A 14,656-nucleotide genomic window follows, 5' to 3' on the forward strand; every position below is an offset into this window, starting at 1 on the left:
GGTGACGATGCGCTTAGGGGACACACCCGTTCCCATTCCGAACACGTCGGTTAAGACCTAAGCGGTCGATGATACTTGGTGGGTAGCTGCCTGGGAAAGTAGATGGTTGCCAGAATTCAATTTTTTTTGCAACTTGATCAAACAAGGGATAGCATTCTTTTTCAAAGGATGCTTTTGTACCCTAGGTCTTTTGCAATAATCCTCGTTAGCTCAGCGGTAGAGCATCCGGCTGTTAACCGGAGGGTCGTTGGTTCGAATCCAACACGGGGAGTATTATGGTCCGTTGGTCAAGGGGTTAAGACACCGCCCTTTCACGGCGGTAACGCGGGTTCGAATCCCGCACGGATCATATTTTTTTGGTAATAAACACTTCCGGTAAACAGCCATCATGGATATACATAACTTATATTTTATGAGTAGTTGTTATTTTTTAGAAGTATTTTTTTGGAAGTGTTTTATTACTAGAAACTTTGTTAGGCCGATGTGGCTCAATTGGCAGAGCAGCTGACTTGTAATCAGCAGGTTATCGGTTCGAGTCCGATCATCGGCTTGTTTTTTCACTGGGTACAGTTTTGGGTCTTTAGCTCAGTTGGTTAGAGCATCCGGCTCATAACCGGACGGTCCCGGGTTCGAGTCCCTGAAGACCCATTTAAAATGAAATATGGCTTAGTAGCTCAGTTGGTTAGAGCGCCGGCCTGTCACGCCGGAGGTCGAGGGTTCGAGCCCCTTCTGAGTCGTTTTGGGAGTTTAGCTCAGCTGGGAGAGCATCTGCCTTACAAGCAGAGGGTCACAGGTTCGAGCCCTGTAACTCCCATTTTTCTTGGCGGAGTAGCTCAGTTGGCTAGAGCATGCGGTTCATACCCGCAGTGTCGGGGGTTCAAATCCCTCCTCCGCTAGTTAATTATTTCTTTTGTAATAGATGTTGAGGTGGTTAATCCATCTCAATTTTTTTTGTATAAAAATATTACTTAATTTAAAAATACTTAATTTAAAAATACTTTATCGTGTTAGATGCTGAAAAAGGAAAAAGAGTAGGACAATAAGCGCTAGGACGTTCAATAAATTATTATGGCAATACTGTACAGAAAAAAATTGGTGCAGCCTACCCTGTTTTTTGGTAGAATAATAGTATGAAAAACATATTTGTCTATCTTACTTAATTAAGGAACTTGCCAAGTGCCAACCAAGAAAAAAGTTTTTTTGGCGCAAATCAGACAGATTATTTCGTGGGAGAATGGGAAGAAATCATTAAGCCGCACTATTACAAAGGAGAGCATGCAATAAGACATACGATTTAGACCTCATGATCTATTTAATATTTTACAGAATTTTTACCATCTATTGAATGTAGCAACTTCTGCTGAAATAATTGACAGTCGTGGTTCTTTTTAATTTTGGGGATTGAATCCAGTATGCAGCTTGATTATTTATGGAACAAGCTTCTGATGCTACTGCGTTTCTCCACTTTCGCCATCTCATTGAAGATAACAAAATAGGAGAGAAGGTTTTAAATGTCGTAAAGTCACATGCGACAAGGCAGACCTGATTATGCATAGTTGTTTCATTGTTCATGATTATCATTTCAGTCCCGTATTTCATGAGAATAAAGATGGAAAACGCGACTTTGAGATGCACCAGACGAAAAAAGAAAACCAGTGGTAAACAATTCATTTTTTTTAAAACAGATAATCCGCAACCTTTGAAAATCAGAAGGATTATGAGCATGTCGTGTAGCTGTACTTTACATCTAAATTAAGTAAATGACATAAATCTGAGGGAACACAGGAATTTTGGATAATATAATTTTTATTATGTTGAAGTTGTTGTGAGATTATTTTTTTATATGAATTTTTGCTTTATTATTTGCGTAAGCATATAAGTTTTTAAAAGGATGCTACAAAAATATAATTTGGAATAACCTTTTTATTGTAGTATTTATTATAGTACAATCTGATTTTTACACCGAAAAAAATAAAGTAGTTTTTATTTTAGTTTTAATTTCATACAGTATAAAGTTGAAATCTGACAATGGTTTGCATTTAGATATTTAAACAATTTTGTAATTAACAAATTTGGAATAAGGAGGATTATAACATGAAGGTTTTAATGGTGAACGGAAGCTCAAATCTAAAAGGTTGTACTTTTACTGCGTTGACAGAGGTAGGAAAGGCTTTGGAAAAAGAAGGCGTGGAATACGAAATATTTCAATTGGGGGCGAAGCCCATCCGAGATTGTATTGGCTGTGGAAAATGCCATGATGGTAAATGCATTTTTAACGATGATGATGTGAACAAATTTGCTGAAATGGCTAAAGAAGCAGATGGCTTTGTTTTTGGCTCCCCGGTATATTATGCCCATCCCAGCGGGCGCCTACTTTCTTTTTTGGACAGAGTATTTTACTGTTCAACAACTTCTGCCCAGCATCCATTTTATTTTAAACCTGCTGCGGCAGTTATTTCTGCAAGACGTGGGGGTACAACGGCTTCTTTTGATGTGATTAACAAATATTTTACCATTGCAATGATGCCTGTTGTTGCATCTAGCTATTGGAATATGGTGCATGGCAATACTCCAGAGGAAGTTATGCAAGATTTGGAAGGTCTGCAAACTATGGGTAATATTGGGTCGAATATGGCTTGGATGCTGAAAAATATTGCGTGCGGCAAAGAACATGGAATTGCATCGCCTAAATATGATAAATCACAACGAACCAATTTTATACGTTAGTGAATTTTAAAAAGTTATAATTTTTGACGGATAACGATTTTTATAGCCTTGACAGATAATTCGGGCTAGCGTATAGTAAGGTGCATAGAAAAATTAAAATTGTACCCAGCAGGTAATTTTATTTTATCTATGCATATTTTGAAAGAGAGGTAGGAAATATGCGGATTGGTTCCGGATATGATGTGCACAGATTGGTGGAGGATCGCAAGTTGATTGTTGGGGGCGTTGAGATACCTTTTGAAAAGGGACTTTTGGGACATTCGGATGCCGATGTTTTGGTGCATGCAGTTATGGATGCGTTGTTAGGGGCAGCTGCATTAGGGGATATAGGGAAGCATTTTCCTGATTCTGATGGGCAGTATAAAGAGGCGGATAGTTTACAGCTGCTTTCCAAAGTTTTATACTTGATTTCTCAAAAGGGATATTGTATAATAAACGTCGACGCAACTATTATTGCGCAAAAACCTAAATTAGCATCCTATATTCCTAATATGTGTAAGAATATTGCCCGTGTTTTGGAAATAGATATGAATCAAGTGAATGTGAAAGCCACAACAGAAGAAGGGTTGGGTTTTACAGGCGCGGGAGAGGGAATTGCTGCTACGGCAGTTTGCCTTATAAACGAAATGGAATAAGAAAAAGGTTATGATGGAAAAGAGTAGTTCTTTTCTTGCCTAGCAGAGAATAGCGGCCTTGGTGCAAGGTGATGAGATTTGAAATCATGAAACATGGTTTTGATTGTCAGCATCTTAAAATACATGGGTGGGAGTCGCTTATAGGTTGAGGGAGAACGAAGTGCGTTCCTGAACTGAGCAGGCGAAATTTTTAGTAGCTTGTATCCGATGACAACGTTACAGTCCCAAAAGTGAGATGGTGATGGCCGTCTAATTAAAGTGGAACCGCGGAGAACGTATAGCTTCGTCTTTATTTGTATAAGGACGAGGCTTTTTTTATTTTATTTTTTTTAATGCCCGTAAAAATGGGTAAAGTGATTGAAAAAGCCATTGAATTTTATTGCGAAATTATTATAACTGGAGGAATTATTATGTTGAAAGATGCGATTAGAGTAATTAAAGAAAAAGACCCTGCAATCAAAAGCAATATGGAAGTTATTTTATACCCTAGCTTCTGGGCTGTTATTAATCATAGGCTTGCCCATGCCATTTACAAGAAGCATTTTTATTTTTTGTCAAGGCTGATCTCTCAATTCTCACGCTTCATTACAGGAATTGAAATTCATCCGGGGGCAACCATCGGCAAGGACTTTTTTATTGATCATGGGATGGGCATTGTCATTGGAGAAACTGCGGAAATTGGAGATAACGTGATGCTATATCACGGTGTAACCTTAGGCGGAACGGGAAAAGGAAAAAATAAGAGGCATCCAACCATTGAGGATAATGTAATGATTGGCGCAGGAACCATTGTTTTGGGACCTGTTACCATTGGGAAAAATTCAAAAATAGGTGCCGGTTCCGTTGTGATTCAGGATATCCCTGAAAATGTTACAGCGGTAGGCTCACCGGTTATGGTGGTAAGAAAAGATGGTGTTCGTATTAATCCTGTTGCACCTGAAGAATTAACTGGCAGTAAAAGAAGAGCGGTATAAAACTTAAGAATCCCATGGAAAATATAAGTATTTTTAAGGAATATATGATATAATTGCAAAAGGAGAGAAAATAAATTAGAAGAGCTTTTTTTCTCAGAATAGAGCATAATGGCAGTCTGAGTCTGCAAAATAAATTTTGATTACTTGTAGAAATATTTTTATTTAGTATAATGATTGAGGAGAAAGGATGAGTCAAATGAAGGTTTATAATACACTAACTAGGCAAAAGGAAGATTTTGTACCCATGGAGGAAGGCAAGGTAAAAATGTATGTTTGCGGCCCTACGGTGTACGATTATATTCATATTGGAAATGCACGTCCTTACGTTGTTTTTGATACTGTTAGACGATATTTGGAATATAAGGGCTACGATGTAACCTATGTGCAAAATTTTACCGACGTGGATGATAAAATCATCAATCGCGCCAATAAAGAAAATAGCACAATGCAGGAAATTTCCAACAGATTTATCCAAGAGGCCTTTCATGATGCCGACGGCTTGAACGTAAAGCGGGCGACCATTCACCCTCGTGTAACAGAAGAAATGGATTTGATTATCCAGATGGTGAAAGATTTGATTGACAAAGGGTTTGCTTATGAAGATAAAGGAACAGTTTATTATGATACAAAGAAATTCCCTGAATATGGGAAGCTATCTCGTAAAAATTTGGATGAATTGATTGCCGGTGGCAGCGAACGTGTTACTGTTGACGATGCAAAGAAAAATCCTACGGATTTTGTCCTTTGGAAGCCAAAAAAAGAAGGGGAACCCAGCTGGCCTTCCCCTTGGGGCGAAGGCAGACCCGGTTGGCATATTGAATGCTCCGTTATGGCAAAGCATCATTTGGGCGATGGTATTGATATCCATGCTGGCGGTGAGGACTTGGTTTTTCCGCACCACGAAAATGAAATTGCTCAAAGTGAGGCTTGCAACGGCTGCCAATTTGCAAAATATTGGCTGCACAATGGCTTTATCACTGTGGATAATGAAAAGATGTCTAAGTCCTTAGGAAACTTTTTTACGGTAAGAGATATTGCCGCACAGTTCCCTTATGAAGTGATTCGTTTCTTCATTTTAAACGGTCATTACAGAAGCCCCATCAATTTTAGCCGAGATTTAATGCAGGCTTGCCAGAATGGACTGGAAAGAATTGTAAATGCGAGAAAAGAGCTGGATTTTTTTCTTCAAAATGCACCTGAAGGTAAAATCACCGAGGAAGAAAAGGCACAACTTAAGGATTTGGAAGGCTATAAGACACAGTTTGAGGCCGCAATGGATGATGACTTCAATACTGCAGATGCCATTTCCGTAATATATGAATTGGTTCGTTTTAGCAATATTGCGGTGAAAGCCGGTGTTTCGAAGGAATATGCATTGAAAATTCAGGATATGATGGATCATTTGTGCACTGTATTAGGTGTTGCGGAAATTAACGAAGATAGTATTTCCGATGAAGATACAGAGAAAATAGAAGCCTTGATTGCAAAAAGAACAGAGGTAAAAAAAGCAAAGGATTTTGCTGCTGCCGATGCAATTAGAGATGAATTGTCTGCTATGGGCATTACCATTAAGGATACACGCCAGGGTGTGCAATGGTTTAGAGGTTAAATATGGATTTACATGAGCTTGATTTGATTTTAGGCGGCGAAGGGGAGGTTGACCCTAAAGAGATTTCTCCCCTTGGCCTTGCGTATATAGGGGATGCTGTATACGAAATGTTTGTACGGCTGACGGTGTTGACGGACGGAAATGCGCCTGTTAATCGTTTGCACAAAAAAGCGAAGGACTTGGTGAATGCCAAAGCGCAGGCGCAGATGTATTTTCGTATTGCCGAGGAATTAACCGAGGAAGAAGCTTCCGTTTTCCGACGCGGTCGTAATGCCAAGTCTTTTACCACGCCGAAGAATGCAGATTTGATGGATTATCGTCATGCAACAGGGCTGGAAGCTTTATTCGGATATTTGTACCTAAAAGGTGAAAAACAACGGGCAATCAGCTTGTTTTCTTTGGGTATGGCGGATATAATAAAGAAATAGAAGAATAAAAAAGCCGAAGGAGGGAGAGAAGCCTGTTCCTTCGGCTTTCTATAACAAGTCAGCGAGTTTCGAGCCGATTACGAAGGGACCGACCAGAGCCTTAAGGCTAAAGAGGAAGCGGAGTGGCGAGAAAGGAGCGGTTTTTCACGAAGTGAAAAAGACGACCATATATGAAGAGTTTCGAGCCGATTACGAAGGGACCGACCAGAGCCTTAAGGCTAAAGAGGAAGCGGAGTGGCGAGAAAGGAGCGGTTTTCCACGAAGTGAAAAAGACGGCTGCTTTGGAACTATATAAGCGGTATAGGTGTTTGGCATAGAAAATAACAGGAGGTTTTTCTGTGGAAAAAAAAGAAAGAGAATATAATGAAAATCAAGTTGAGGGAAGAAATGCCGTTTTGGAAGTTTTAAAAAGCGGCAGGGATATGGAAAAGCTTTTGGTGTTGAAAGGGAATTTGGAAGGTAGCATAAAGCGAATTATTGCTATGGCGACAGAAAAGGGTGTTGTGATACAGGAAGTAAGCCGTCAGAAATTGGACGAGCTCTCCCAGACAAAAAATCATCAGGGGATTATTGCGTTGGTGTCTGCCCATGAATATGTTGAAGTAGAGGATATTTTGGCCGTTGCCAGAAAAAAGGAGGAGGAGCCTTTTATTCTTTTATTAGATGGAATCACAGATCCCCATAATTTAGGAGCAATTTTGCGTACGGCGGAGTGTGCTGGGGTGCATGGCGTTATTATTCCCAAGCGGCGTTCCGTGGGGTTAAATGCAACGGTGGGTAAGACCTCCGCGGGTGCTATGGAATATATTCCTGTTGCCCGGGTTACTAATATTGTAAATACCATGGAAAAGTTGAAAAAAGAAGGATTGTGGATTGCTTGTGCGGATATGAAGGGGCTGGATCATTTCGATACCGATATGAAGGGGCCTTTGGCGTTGGTAGTTGGCAGTGAAGGGGAAGGCGTAAGCCGTTTGGTGAAGGAAAACTGCGACTTTACCGCATCTATTCCCATGTATGGTCAAATTTCTTCATTAAATGCATCGGTGGCTGCAGGGCTTTTGATGTACGAGGTGGTACGCCAGAGAAAATTTGGAAAGCAGTAAGGCAATATGCCCATTTTGTAAGCAGCAAAGTGCGTTTTAAATATTCACAAATAGTGGTTTTGCAAAATGCGACAAAGTGTGTTACTCTATTGTGTATATTGATGCGGAATGGAGGGGGAGCTTTTGCAAAAGGAATTTTTATTAGTGGATGGATATAATATTATTCACGCTTGGGATGATTTAAGAGAACTGGCAAACGATGTCAGCTTGGAAAGTGCTAGGCAAAAGCTTATGGATATTCTCTCCAATTATAAAGGGGTAAAGAACGCTACAATTATATTGGTTTTTGATGGTTATTTGGTAAAGGGAAATATCGGAACTGCATACTCATATCATAATATTTTTGTTGTTTATACCAAAGAGGCGGAAACAGCAGATCATTATATTGAAAGAGTCGTTACAGCCATGCCCAAGCATTACCGGGTTCGTGTTGCAACTGGGGATGGTCTTGAACAGCTTATAATCTATGGGCAGGGTGCAGCCAGGATGACAGCTAAGGAGTTGCGGCTAGAAATTGATACCGAAGCAAATTATTTGAGAAAGCGTTATATTGAAAATAGGCCACCGAAAAATAATATTTTAGCAGATCATCTTGACCAGGAGGCGTTGGAATGGATAGAAGCGTTGAGGAGAAAAAAGTAGATGAAGCCCAAGGGGCTAATATGGCCGTAGAACCAAACAAAAATAATTTTACGGCCTTCAAGGACGAAGAACTGGTAATGTTGGCACAGCAAGGCAATTTGTTGGCAGAAGAGTATTTGATGAATAAATTTAAGCCACTTGTGAAGGCAAAGTCCAGAGCTTATTTTTTAATTGGCGCCGATACTGAAGATATCATCCAAGAGGGAATGATTGGATTGTATAAGGCTGTGCGTGACTATAATATTGATCGAAATGCATCATTTTGCGGTTTTGCAGAGTTATGTGTGAATCGACAGATGATTACTGCCATTAAAGCGGCAACAAGGCATAAGCATCAACCATTAAATTCGTATATTTCTTTAAATAAGCCGCTTTTTGACGATAATTCTGAACAGACTTATATTGATTTATTGCAGGAAGGTGAATTATTAAACCCCGAGTCGTTATTCATTGGACAAGAAAATAAAGATTTTATTGAAACACAGATGGTGAAGAACTTAAGTGGCTTTGAAACCAGAGTGCTTGCACTTTATTTGCAGGGCAGAAGCTATTTTGAGATAGCAAAAAGCTTAAAGAAGACGGAGAAATCTATTGATAATGCACTACAACGTGTAAAAAAGAAGCTTGAACGCTTTTTGGAACAAAAAAATCTTGACGAAACAAAGACAATATGATAATATATACAGGCTGACGACATTATTTTCTCTTGCTGCTATGCTGTTGTGGCTTTGCAGGTAGCGCACTGCATGAGGTAAATGATGAATTCATTTGTTCAAGGCAAGTCAAGATGCTGATATGGCTCAGTAGGTAGAGCGTCGCCTTGGTAAGGCGGAGGTCACGGGTTCAAATCCCGTTATCAGCTTGAAAAACATTGATTTTAAAGACTTTTTGGTCTTTAAGGTCAATTTTTTTTGCGCAAAAAACCAAGAATGCGGAAAAAGTATTTGGAGGGTTAATTGTTAAAAAAGCAATCCAAATACCATGTATCTCAAAATGGATACCCTCCCATTGCCCGGTAACATTTATAATGACTTACATTGCGGGGAGATGCCCTTCACAAAAGAGCGGGTGTGCTTGTATTTATTGTTTAAGCAAACGACGGTATTCTGTTATATATTTTCCATAGAGAGTATTCCTAAAAACCCGCACCAGAACGAACTACACTTTAACCAGATAATTGACAAACTAAATGAAAGCTAACCTCTATACTTGTGGTCCAAATTCAAAATGGAACAGGCTATCAAGGTGTAGCATATTGCACTATCTTATAGGATAAATTCAATAAGCACGACAAAAAATGGATGAAAGTGATACCATTTCACAAATTAGACCTTATCAAAGTGAAACGTGTATTTATAAAGGAGCTGTTACCAAAAGCCAATGAAGCAAAGTGATTGATAATATGTTAACAAAATACAGCGAAAAAATGAGTTAAGGAATTAAAGTCTTTGTCAAAAAAATTCGTCATAACACTTTTCTTTTACATGAGTTTTTTGCATTTTTTAGGAGGAGTTTAAAATATATTTTGCTTTTACAAAAATTCAGCAATATTATGAAAAAGAATAAAATAACCCCTCCTTTTTTTTCGAAAGTAATGAGAAAAATGGAGGTTTATTTTTTTAAATATACAAAAGTTATGAAAAAATAGGTGATTTAAAAGAAAAAACTTGCGGAATGCAAAGGATATCGCTTTAAAAAATTGGCATAAAAAAGATTTACAAAATTTTTTTATTGAAAAAATTTGTGGAAATAGTAATATTTAATATAAATTTCGTTAAGGGGGTGGAGGTATGAATATTACAGTAAATAAAATTCTGGAATTAAACGAATGGGCGGATGCAAAGGTTGTTGCAGGACAAAAAGGCGGAAACCGGTCTGTAACATGGTGTAATGTCGTCGATATGGAAAAACCGTGGAAATGGATTAATCCCGGGGAATTGATTTTTTTAAGCGGTATTGGTTTGACGGATAAAGAAGGAGATTTATGTCATTTGCTAACAAAAATGCATGTACTAAAGGCGGGTGCGCTGGTTGTACAAATTGGGTATTATATAAAAGAAATTCCTCCGCGCGTTCTTCTAATGGCGAGTGAATATGAAATTCCTGTAATTTCCATCCCTGTAGAAAGCAAAATACCTGCATTAACCTATCAGATTTGCCAAATGCTTTTTCAAAAAGAGGAGCAGTTGGATACTCCTCAAGGCTTGATGAAGGAACTGATGTATTTGAAATACGATGAGACCTTGGACTCAAAGTTGAAATTTTACGGGTATAACCCACAGGGCTATTACGTTGCCCTGGCGTTAGAATCGGACCAAAAAGTCAAGGCAGTTGAATTGCCGGAACTGAATGCGGCAATTTTAAAATTATTTAGCGAATATTTTGAAATAAAACCTCATAATTTTCTCTACCTGCAAGAGGATTCAGTGTTTTTGGTACTCATCCCCCTGCATATGGTGCCGGATTATAAGACTAAGCTGATCCATGCATTACGACAAATTATGAAGAAACTGCAAAACCAATACAACATAACTTTTTGCGTTGGGGTGAGCGACGTTTTTGGCAAGCCTGCTTTCATTAAAAACAGTTGTAATAAAGCAAAGGAATCCCTAAATATGCTTCATGCCTGTAAGAAAACAAACGATATTCGTTTTTTTGAGGATATGGGTGTGTATTCCTTGTTTTTTCGTGTAAATCAGAAGGAGGAGCTGGACAACATTTTGGAGCTGACGCTTGGGCGTTTGCTAAAGCATGATGAGGAGCACCAAACGGATTTGGTGCATATTTTGGACACATACTTAAGTGAGGACTGTAATATTTTACGAACCTCGGAGCTTTTATTTGCTCACCGTAATACCATAAAATATAAAATAGCAAAAATTCAGGAGATACTTCTGTGTGACTTGAAGGATGTGAACACATGCTTTAATATCCGCCTGGCGTATAAAATCAAGCGATTTTTAGAAATTGACTAATGTATACAGTGCACAAAAAAAATGATGATTTTTGTAACCCATGGACGTATACAAAAAAAACTCTTATTGCTATAATTGCAGTCAAGTAAATATTCTTTGGAGATAAACAAAGGCGTTTTTCTTAGGAAAAGTGCCTTTTTGTGTTTTCGGGGAGGAGAATGTGTTTACTTTAGCTTATATCTTGAGGAGGATTGTCTATGAAAAAAAATGTTTTTGCGAAAATGGGTTGCACAATACTTTCTTTGGTATTAACTGCAGCGATGGTAACGGGTTGTTCCAGTTCAAAAAGCAGTAGCGACGGCGGCAAGGAAGAATCAGCGGAAATTGTAATTGGTGGTGTTTTCCCTTTGACAGGGGATATTCCTGGTATCGGTTCCGCTATGGAAAACGGTGCGAAACTGGCAGTTGCAGATATTAATGCTGCAGGCGGGGTGTTAGGTAAAACATTAAAGCTTATTTCTGAGGATGATCAGAACCAAGCTTCTGTTGCTCCCAACGCAATCTCTAAATTGATTGATCAGGATAAGGTTGCAGGTGTTGTTGGTACATATGCAAGCAGCTGCTCCATTCCTATGGCTACCATTGCCAAGGAAAGAGGAATTCCAATGATCAGCATTGCTTCTACAAATGAAAAAGTAACACAAGAAGGCGGCGGCTATGTTTTCCGTGCTTGCTTTATTGATCCTTTGCAGGGCAAGGTTGGTGCACAGTTCGCACTTCAAAAATTAAGTGCTGCAAAAGCCGCAATGCTCTACGATAAGAGCCAGGATTACTGCGTTGGTATTGCAGATAAGTTTAAAACTAACTTTAATGAAGGCGGCGGCGAGGTTGTATTTGATGAAACATATAACCGTGGTGATAGCGACTTTAAAGCATTGTTGACAAAAATTGCAGGCTTAAATGTAGACGTATTGTATTTGCCTGACAACTATTCTACGGTAGGCCTTATTGCAAAGCAGGCAAGAGAATTAGGTATTACCTGCGCAATCTTAGGTAGCGATTCCTGGTCTGATCCAGGTTTGGTAACAGTAGGTGGCAGTGCGGTAGAAGGCTGCTATTTTACGGATCATGTTTCCTTTGAAACTGACAATCCCAAAGTAAAAGAGTTTGCTGAAAAATATAAAAGTCAGTTTGGCTCCGAACCTAGTGGTTTCTCTGTTTTGTCTTACGAAGCAGTATTGCTCATGGCAAATGCGATTGAAAAAGCAGGCAGTACAGATTCCAGTGCAATTGTAGATGCGCTAAAGGCAACAGATATGGAAGGCTTGGCATCCAATTACAAATTTGACAGTGACAATAACCCGATCAAGAGTGTTGTAATCAATCAGGTTAAGGATGGAAAATTTGTATTTGCCGAAGAAATTCAGCCTGAGTAAAAAAATATTGCAAGGGTTTCCCCCGTTTATAAAAAAGCGGGGGAATATCTTATTCAGGGATTCCATAGGAGGAGTGATTTTATGACAGAATTTTTGCAGCAAATTATCAATGGAATATCCCTTGGCAGTGTTTATGCACTGATTTCTATAGGGTATACCATGGTATACGGTATTATTAAATTAATTAACTTTGCCCATTGTGATATTTTTATGGTGGGGGCATACACAGGTTATTTTGCGATAACAACATTAAGACTTGGATTTATTCCGGCACTTTTTTTCTCCATGGCCGTATGTGCTCTTTTGGGTGTAGTCATTGAACGGGTTGCCTATAAGCCTCTTAGAAATTCGGCAAAGGAAACGTTGTTAATTACCACCATCGGCGTGGAATTATTTTTGCAAAATATTATTAAAACAAAGGCGTTGGCTGGGCCAAATGTATTGAATTTCCCAGAAGTGATTCCAACTGCAACCTTTAAAATTGGAGGGCTTCAGTTTTCCAATATTCAGCTCATTACCTTGGGCATCAGCGTGATTATGTGTGCTGCCCTTCAGTTTTTGATTAGTAAAACCAATACAGGCAGAGCCATGAGAGCAACCTCCTATGATCGTGATGCGGCGGCTTTAATGGGGATCAACATTAACAGAATCATTTCTGTAACCTTTGCCATCGGTTCGGCTTTGGCGGCAACGGGTGGCATTGTTTTCGGAATGCTCTATCCCAAGTTAGAGCCAATTATGGGCGTTATGCCAGGGCTAAAGGCCTTTGTTGCAGCGGTACTCGGTGGTATTGGGATTGTACCAGGTGCCATGGTTGGCGGCTTATCCATTGGGTTAATTGAAACGCTTTCCAAGGTATATATTAGTTCCGGGCTTTCTGATGCGATTGCGTTTATTATTTTGATTATTATTCTTCTTGTAAAACCCACCGGTTTGTTTGGCAAGAGAAACGTGAAGGTTTGAGGCAACACCGCACAATTCGCGCCTGTCGCCTTGCATGCCTATCTGATTGCATCTTTTCCGTCAGTCTGCACAAAAATGCTCGCAAATACCTCCAGTATTCGCTGTGCTTTTTGTTTTGTCTGACGAAAAATCTGACTGCACATCTGGACATACAGAATTATGCGGTATTACCTTAACATTATTTGATAAGCGCACAGGGCTGCGCGGATTGGAGGCAACATGAAGGAAACATATAAGAAGTACATAAAAGTTGTAATAGGATTAATTGTTGCTTATGCAGTCTTTCAAATTTTATTTCAAACGGGGATGATTAATAGCTATTATAATCGAATTATAAGACAAATTGGTATTTTTCTTATTTCTGCGTTAGGGCTAAATTTAATTCTTGGCTTCACAGGGCAGTTTACCTTGGGGCATGCTGCGTTTATGTCTATTGGGGCGTATACATCGGCAATTTTAACCAGAAACTTTGGTGTGCCGTTTCTACTGGCCTTAATTGCGGCTGCGTTTACGGCAGCGGTTTTAGCAATTATCATTGGCTATCCCATTTTACGTTTAACTGGGGATTACCTGGCAATCTGCACCTTGGGTTTTGGGGAAATCGTTAAGGTTTTCATCCAAAATGTTGACTATTTAGGCGGTGCAAGGGGGATTTCCGGTATTGAAAATAAGTCTGGATTTACAGTGATTTTTGTTCTGGCGGCACTTTGCTTTGCCATAATTATGAATTTAATTCATCATTCCAGTAAGGGGCGAGCCATACTATCTGTAAAAGAGGATGAGATTGCTGCCCAGGCAATGGGCATTAATACCACAAAGTATAAAATTATTGCATTTGCCATTGGCTGTGGCATGGCTGGCTTGGCAGGCGGATTGTTTGCCCATTTTAGCCAGTTCATTGATCCAAAAAGCTTTGACTTTTCCAAGTCCTTTGAACTCATGACTTATGTGGTTTTAGGTGGCATGGGCAGTCTTTCCGGTACTGTGATCGGTACATCTATTTTGATTGCGCTGCCTGAATGGCTGCGTGGGTTGAGCGATGTTGTGAAGGAATATCGTATGCTGATCTATGCAATTATGCTGGTTAGTATGATGCTCTTCCGTCCCCAGGGAATCATGGGCACTAAAGAGATTACTGTGGCTGGGTTAAAGAATTTTTTCGGGAAGATAAAGAGAATTTTCCGCTCCTCATCTACTTCAGTAAACAAGGGAAAGGAGGCATGA

General features: G+C 39.4%; 12 protein-coding genes, 8 tRNA genes, 1 rRNA gene and 1 other annotated feature. All 21 genes read left to right on the forward strand.

Annotated elements, in window-relative coordinates:
* Positions 1-115 (forward strand): 5S ribosomal RNA (gene rrf, locus CLNEO_RS10665); the annotation flags it as partial.
* Positions 116-199: 84 nt separating this feature from the next.
* A tRNA-Asn gene (locus CLNEO_RS10670) sits at positions 200-271 on the forward strand.
* Between the two features lie 6 nt (positions 272-277).
* Positions 278-349, forward strand: a tRNA-Glu gene (locus tag CLNEO_RS10675).
* A 128-nt stretch (positions 350-477) separates the two neighbouring features.
* Positions 478-550: transfer RNA gene (locus CLNEO_RS10680), tRNA-Thr, on the forward strand.
* Positions 551-574: 24 nt separating this feature from the next.
* Positions 575-648 (forward strand) — tRNA-Ile (locus CLNEO_RS10685).
* 15 nt (positions 649-663) lie between these two features.
* Positions 664-737, forward strand: a tRNA-Asp gene (locus CLNEO_RS10690).
* Between the two features lie 4 nt (positions 738-741).
* Positions 742-814, forward strand: a tRNA-Val gene (locus tag CLNEO_RS10695).
* Between the two features lie 8 nt (positions 815-822).
* A tRNA-Met gene (locus CLNEO_RS10700) sits at positions 823-896 on the forward strand.
* A gap of 1,198 nt (positions 897-2,094) precedes the next feature.
* Positions 2,095-2,727, forward strand: a complete 633-nt coding sequence (locus CLNEO_RS10705; protein ID WP_066088582.1) for a flavodoxin family protein — start codon at positions 2,095-2,097, stop codon at positions 2,725-2,727.
* Between the two features lie 158 nt (positions 2,728-2,885).
* Positions 2,886-3,362, forward strand: coding sequence for a 2-C-methyl-D-erythritol 2,4-cyclodiphosphate synthase (gene ispF / locus CLNEO_RS10710; protein WP_066088585.1), 477 nt, complete (start codon positions 2,886-2,888; stop codon positions 3,360-3,362).
* Position 3,363: 1 nt separating this feature from the next.
* Positions 3,364-3,656 (forward strand) — a binding site (T-box leader).
* A gap of 116 nt (positions 3,657-3,772) precedes the next feature.
* Complete coding sequence (gene epsC, locus CLNEO_RS10715; RefSeq protein WP_083531982.1) at positions 3,773-4,336, forward strand: serine O-acetyltransferase EpsC; 564 nt, start codon at positions 3,773-3,775, stop codon at positions 4,334-4,336.
* 196 nt (positions 4,337-4,532) lie between these two features.
* On the forward strand, positions 4,533-5,945 hold the full coding sequence (gene cysS / locus CLNEO_RS10720; RefSeq protein ID WP_066088856.1) for a cysteine--tRNA ligase: 1,413 nt from the start codon (positions 4,533-4,535) through the stop codon (positions 5,943-5,945).
* Between the two features lie 2 nt (positions 5,946-5,947).
* Positions 5,948-6,373 carry a Mini-ribonuclease 3 gene (locus tag CLNEO_RS10725; RefSeq protein WP_066088588.1) on the forward strand — a complete coding sequence of 142 codons (426 nt, stop codon included), beginning with the start codon at positions 5,948-5,950 and terminating at the stop codon, positions 6,371-6,373.
* A gap of 338 nt (positions 6,374-6,711) precedes the next feature.
* Positions 6,712-7,476: a 23S rRNA (guanosine(2251)-2'-O)-methyltransferase RlmB gene (rlmB, locus tag CLNEO_RS10730; protein ID WP_066088591.1), complete on the forward strand. Its 765-nt coding sequence runs from the start codon at positions 6,712-6,714 to the stop codon at positions 7,474-7,476.
* A 123-nt stretch (positions 7,477-7,599) separates the two neighbouring features.
* The gene (locus CLNEO_RS10735) at positions 7,600-8,118 is read left to right on the forward strand and encodes an NYN domain-containing protein (RefSeq protein WP_096348807.1); all 519 of its coding nucleotides are present in this window, start codon (positions 7,600-7,602) and stop codon (positions 8,116-8,118) included.
* Positions 8,088-8,792 (forward strand): RNA polymerase sporulation sigma factor SigH, encoded by a 705-nt coding sequence (sigH, locus tag CLNEO_RS10740; RefSeq protein ID WP_330382593.1) that lies wholly within the window; start codon positions 8,088-8,090, stop codon positions 8,790-8,792. Before CLNEO_RS10735 ends, sigH begins: the two co-directional genes overlap by 31 nt.
* 115 nt (positions 8,793-8,907) lie before the next feature.
* Positions 8,908-8,980, forward strand: a tRNA-Thr gene (locus CLNEO_RS10745).
* Between the two features lie 928 nt (positions 8,981-9,908).
* On the forward strand, positions 9,909-11,093 hold the full coding sequence (locus tag CLNEO_RS10750) for a PucR family transcriptional regulator (RefSeq protein WP_066088597.1): 1,185 nt from the start codon (positions 9,909-9,911) through the stop codon (positions 11,091-11,093).
* A 197-nt stretch (positions 11,094-11,290) separates the two neighbouring features.
* On the forward strand, positions 11,291-12,469 hold the full coding sequence (locus CLNEO_RS10755; RefSeq protein ID WP_066088600.1) for an ABC transporter substrate-binding protein: 1,179 nt from the start codon (positions 11,291-11,293) through the stop codon (positions 12,467-12,469).
* A gap of 81 nt (positions 12,470-12,550) precedes the next feature.
* Positions 12,551-13,432 carry a branched-chain amino acid ABC transporter permease gene (locus CLNEO_RS10760; RefSeq protein ID WP_066088603.1) on the forward strand — a complete coding sequence of 294 codons (882 nt, stop codon included), beginning with the start codon at positions 12,551-12,553 and terminating at the stop codon, positions 13,430-13,432.
* Positions 13,433-13,651: 219 nt separating this feature from the next.
* Entirely contained in the window at positions 13,652-14,656 is a 1,005-nt protein-coding gene (locus tag CLNEO_RS10765; RefSeq protein WP_066088606.1) for a branched-chain amino acid ABC transporter permease, read from the forward strand.

This window comes from Anaerotignum neopropionicum (genome assembly GCF_001571775.1).
In the GTDB taxonomy this organism is placed as follows: domain Bacteria; phylum Bacillota; class Clostridia; order Lachnospirales; family Anaerotignaceae; genus Chakrabartyella; species Chakrabartyella neopropionicum.

What these genes read in the sequence shown, in the direction of transcription:
- CLNEO_RS10705 (WP_066088582.1), top strand. Translation starts at nt 2,095, where the DNA reads ATGAAGGTTTTAATGGTGAACGGAAGCTCAAATCTAAAAGGTTGTACT.
- ispF (WP_066088585.1), top strand. Translation starts at nt 2,886, where the DNA reads ATGCGGATTGGTTCCGGATATGATGTGCACAGATTGGTGGAGGATCGC.
- epsC (WP_083531982.1), top strand. Translation starts at nt 3,773, where the DNA reads ATGTTGAAAGATGCGATTAGAGTAATTAAAGAAAAAGACCCTGCAATC.
- cysS (WP_066088856.1), top strand. Translation starts at nt 4,533, where the DNA reads ATGAAGGTTTATAATACACTAACTAGGCAAAAGGAAGATTTTGTACCC.
- CLNEO_RS10725 (WP_066088588.1), top strand. Translation starts at nt 5,948, where the DNA reads ATGGATTTACATGAGCTTGATTTGATTTTAGGCGGCGAAGGGGAGGTT.
- sigH (WP_330382593.1), top strand. Translation starts at nt 8,088, where the DNA reads ATGGATAGAAGCGTTGAGGAGAAAAAAGTAGATGAAGCCCAAGGGGCT.
- CLNEO_RS10750 (WP_066088597.1), top strand. Translation starts at nt 9,909, where the DNA reads ATGAATATTACAGTAAATAAAATTCTGGAATTAAACGAATGGGCGGAT.
- CLNEO_RS10755 (WP_066088600.1), top strand. Translation starts at nt 11,291, where the DNA reads ATGAAAAAAAATGTTTTTGCGAAAATGGGTTGCACAATACTTTCTTTG.
- CLNEO_RS10760 (WP_066088603.1), top strand. Translation starts at nt 12,551, where the DNA reads ATGACAGAATTTTTGCAGCAAATTATCAATGGAATATCCCTTGGCAGT.
- CLNEO_RS10765 (WP_066088606.1), top strand. Translation starts at nt 13,652, where the DNA reads ATGAAGGAAACATATAAGAAGTACATAAAAGTTGTAATAGGATTAATT.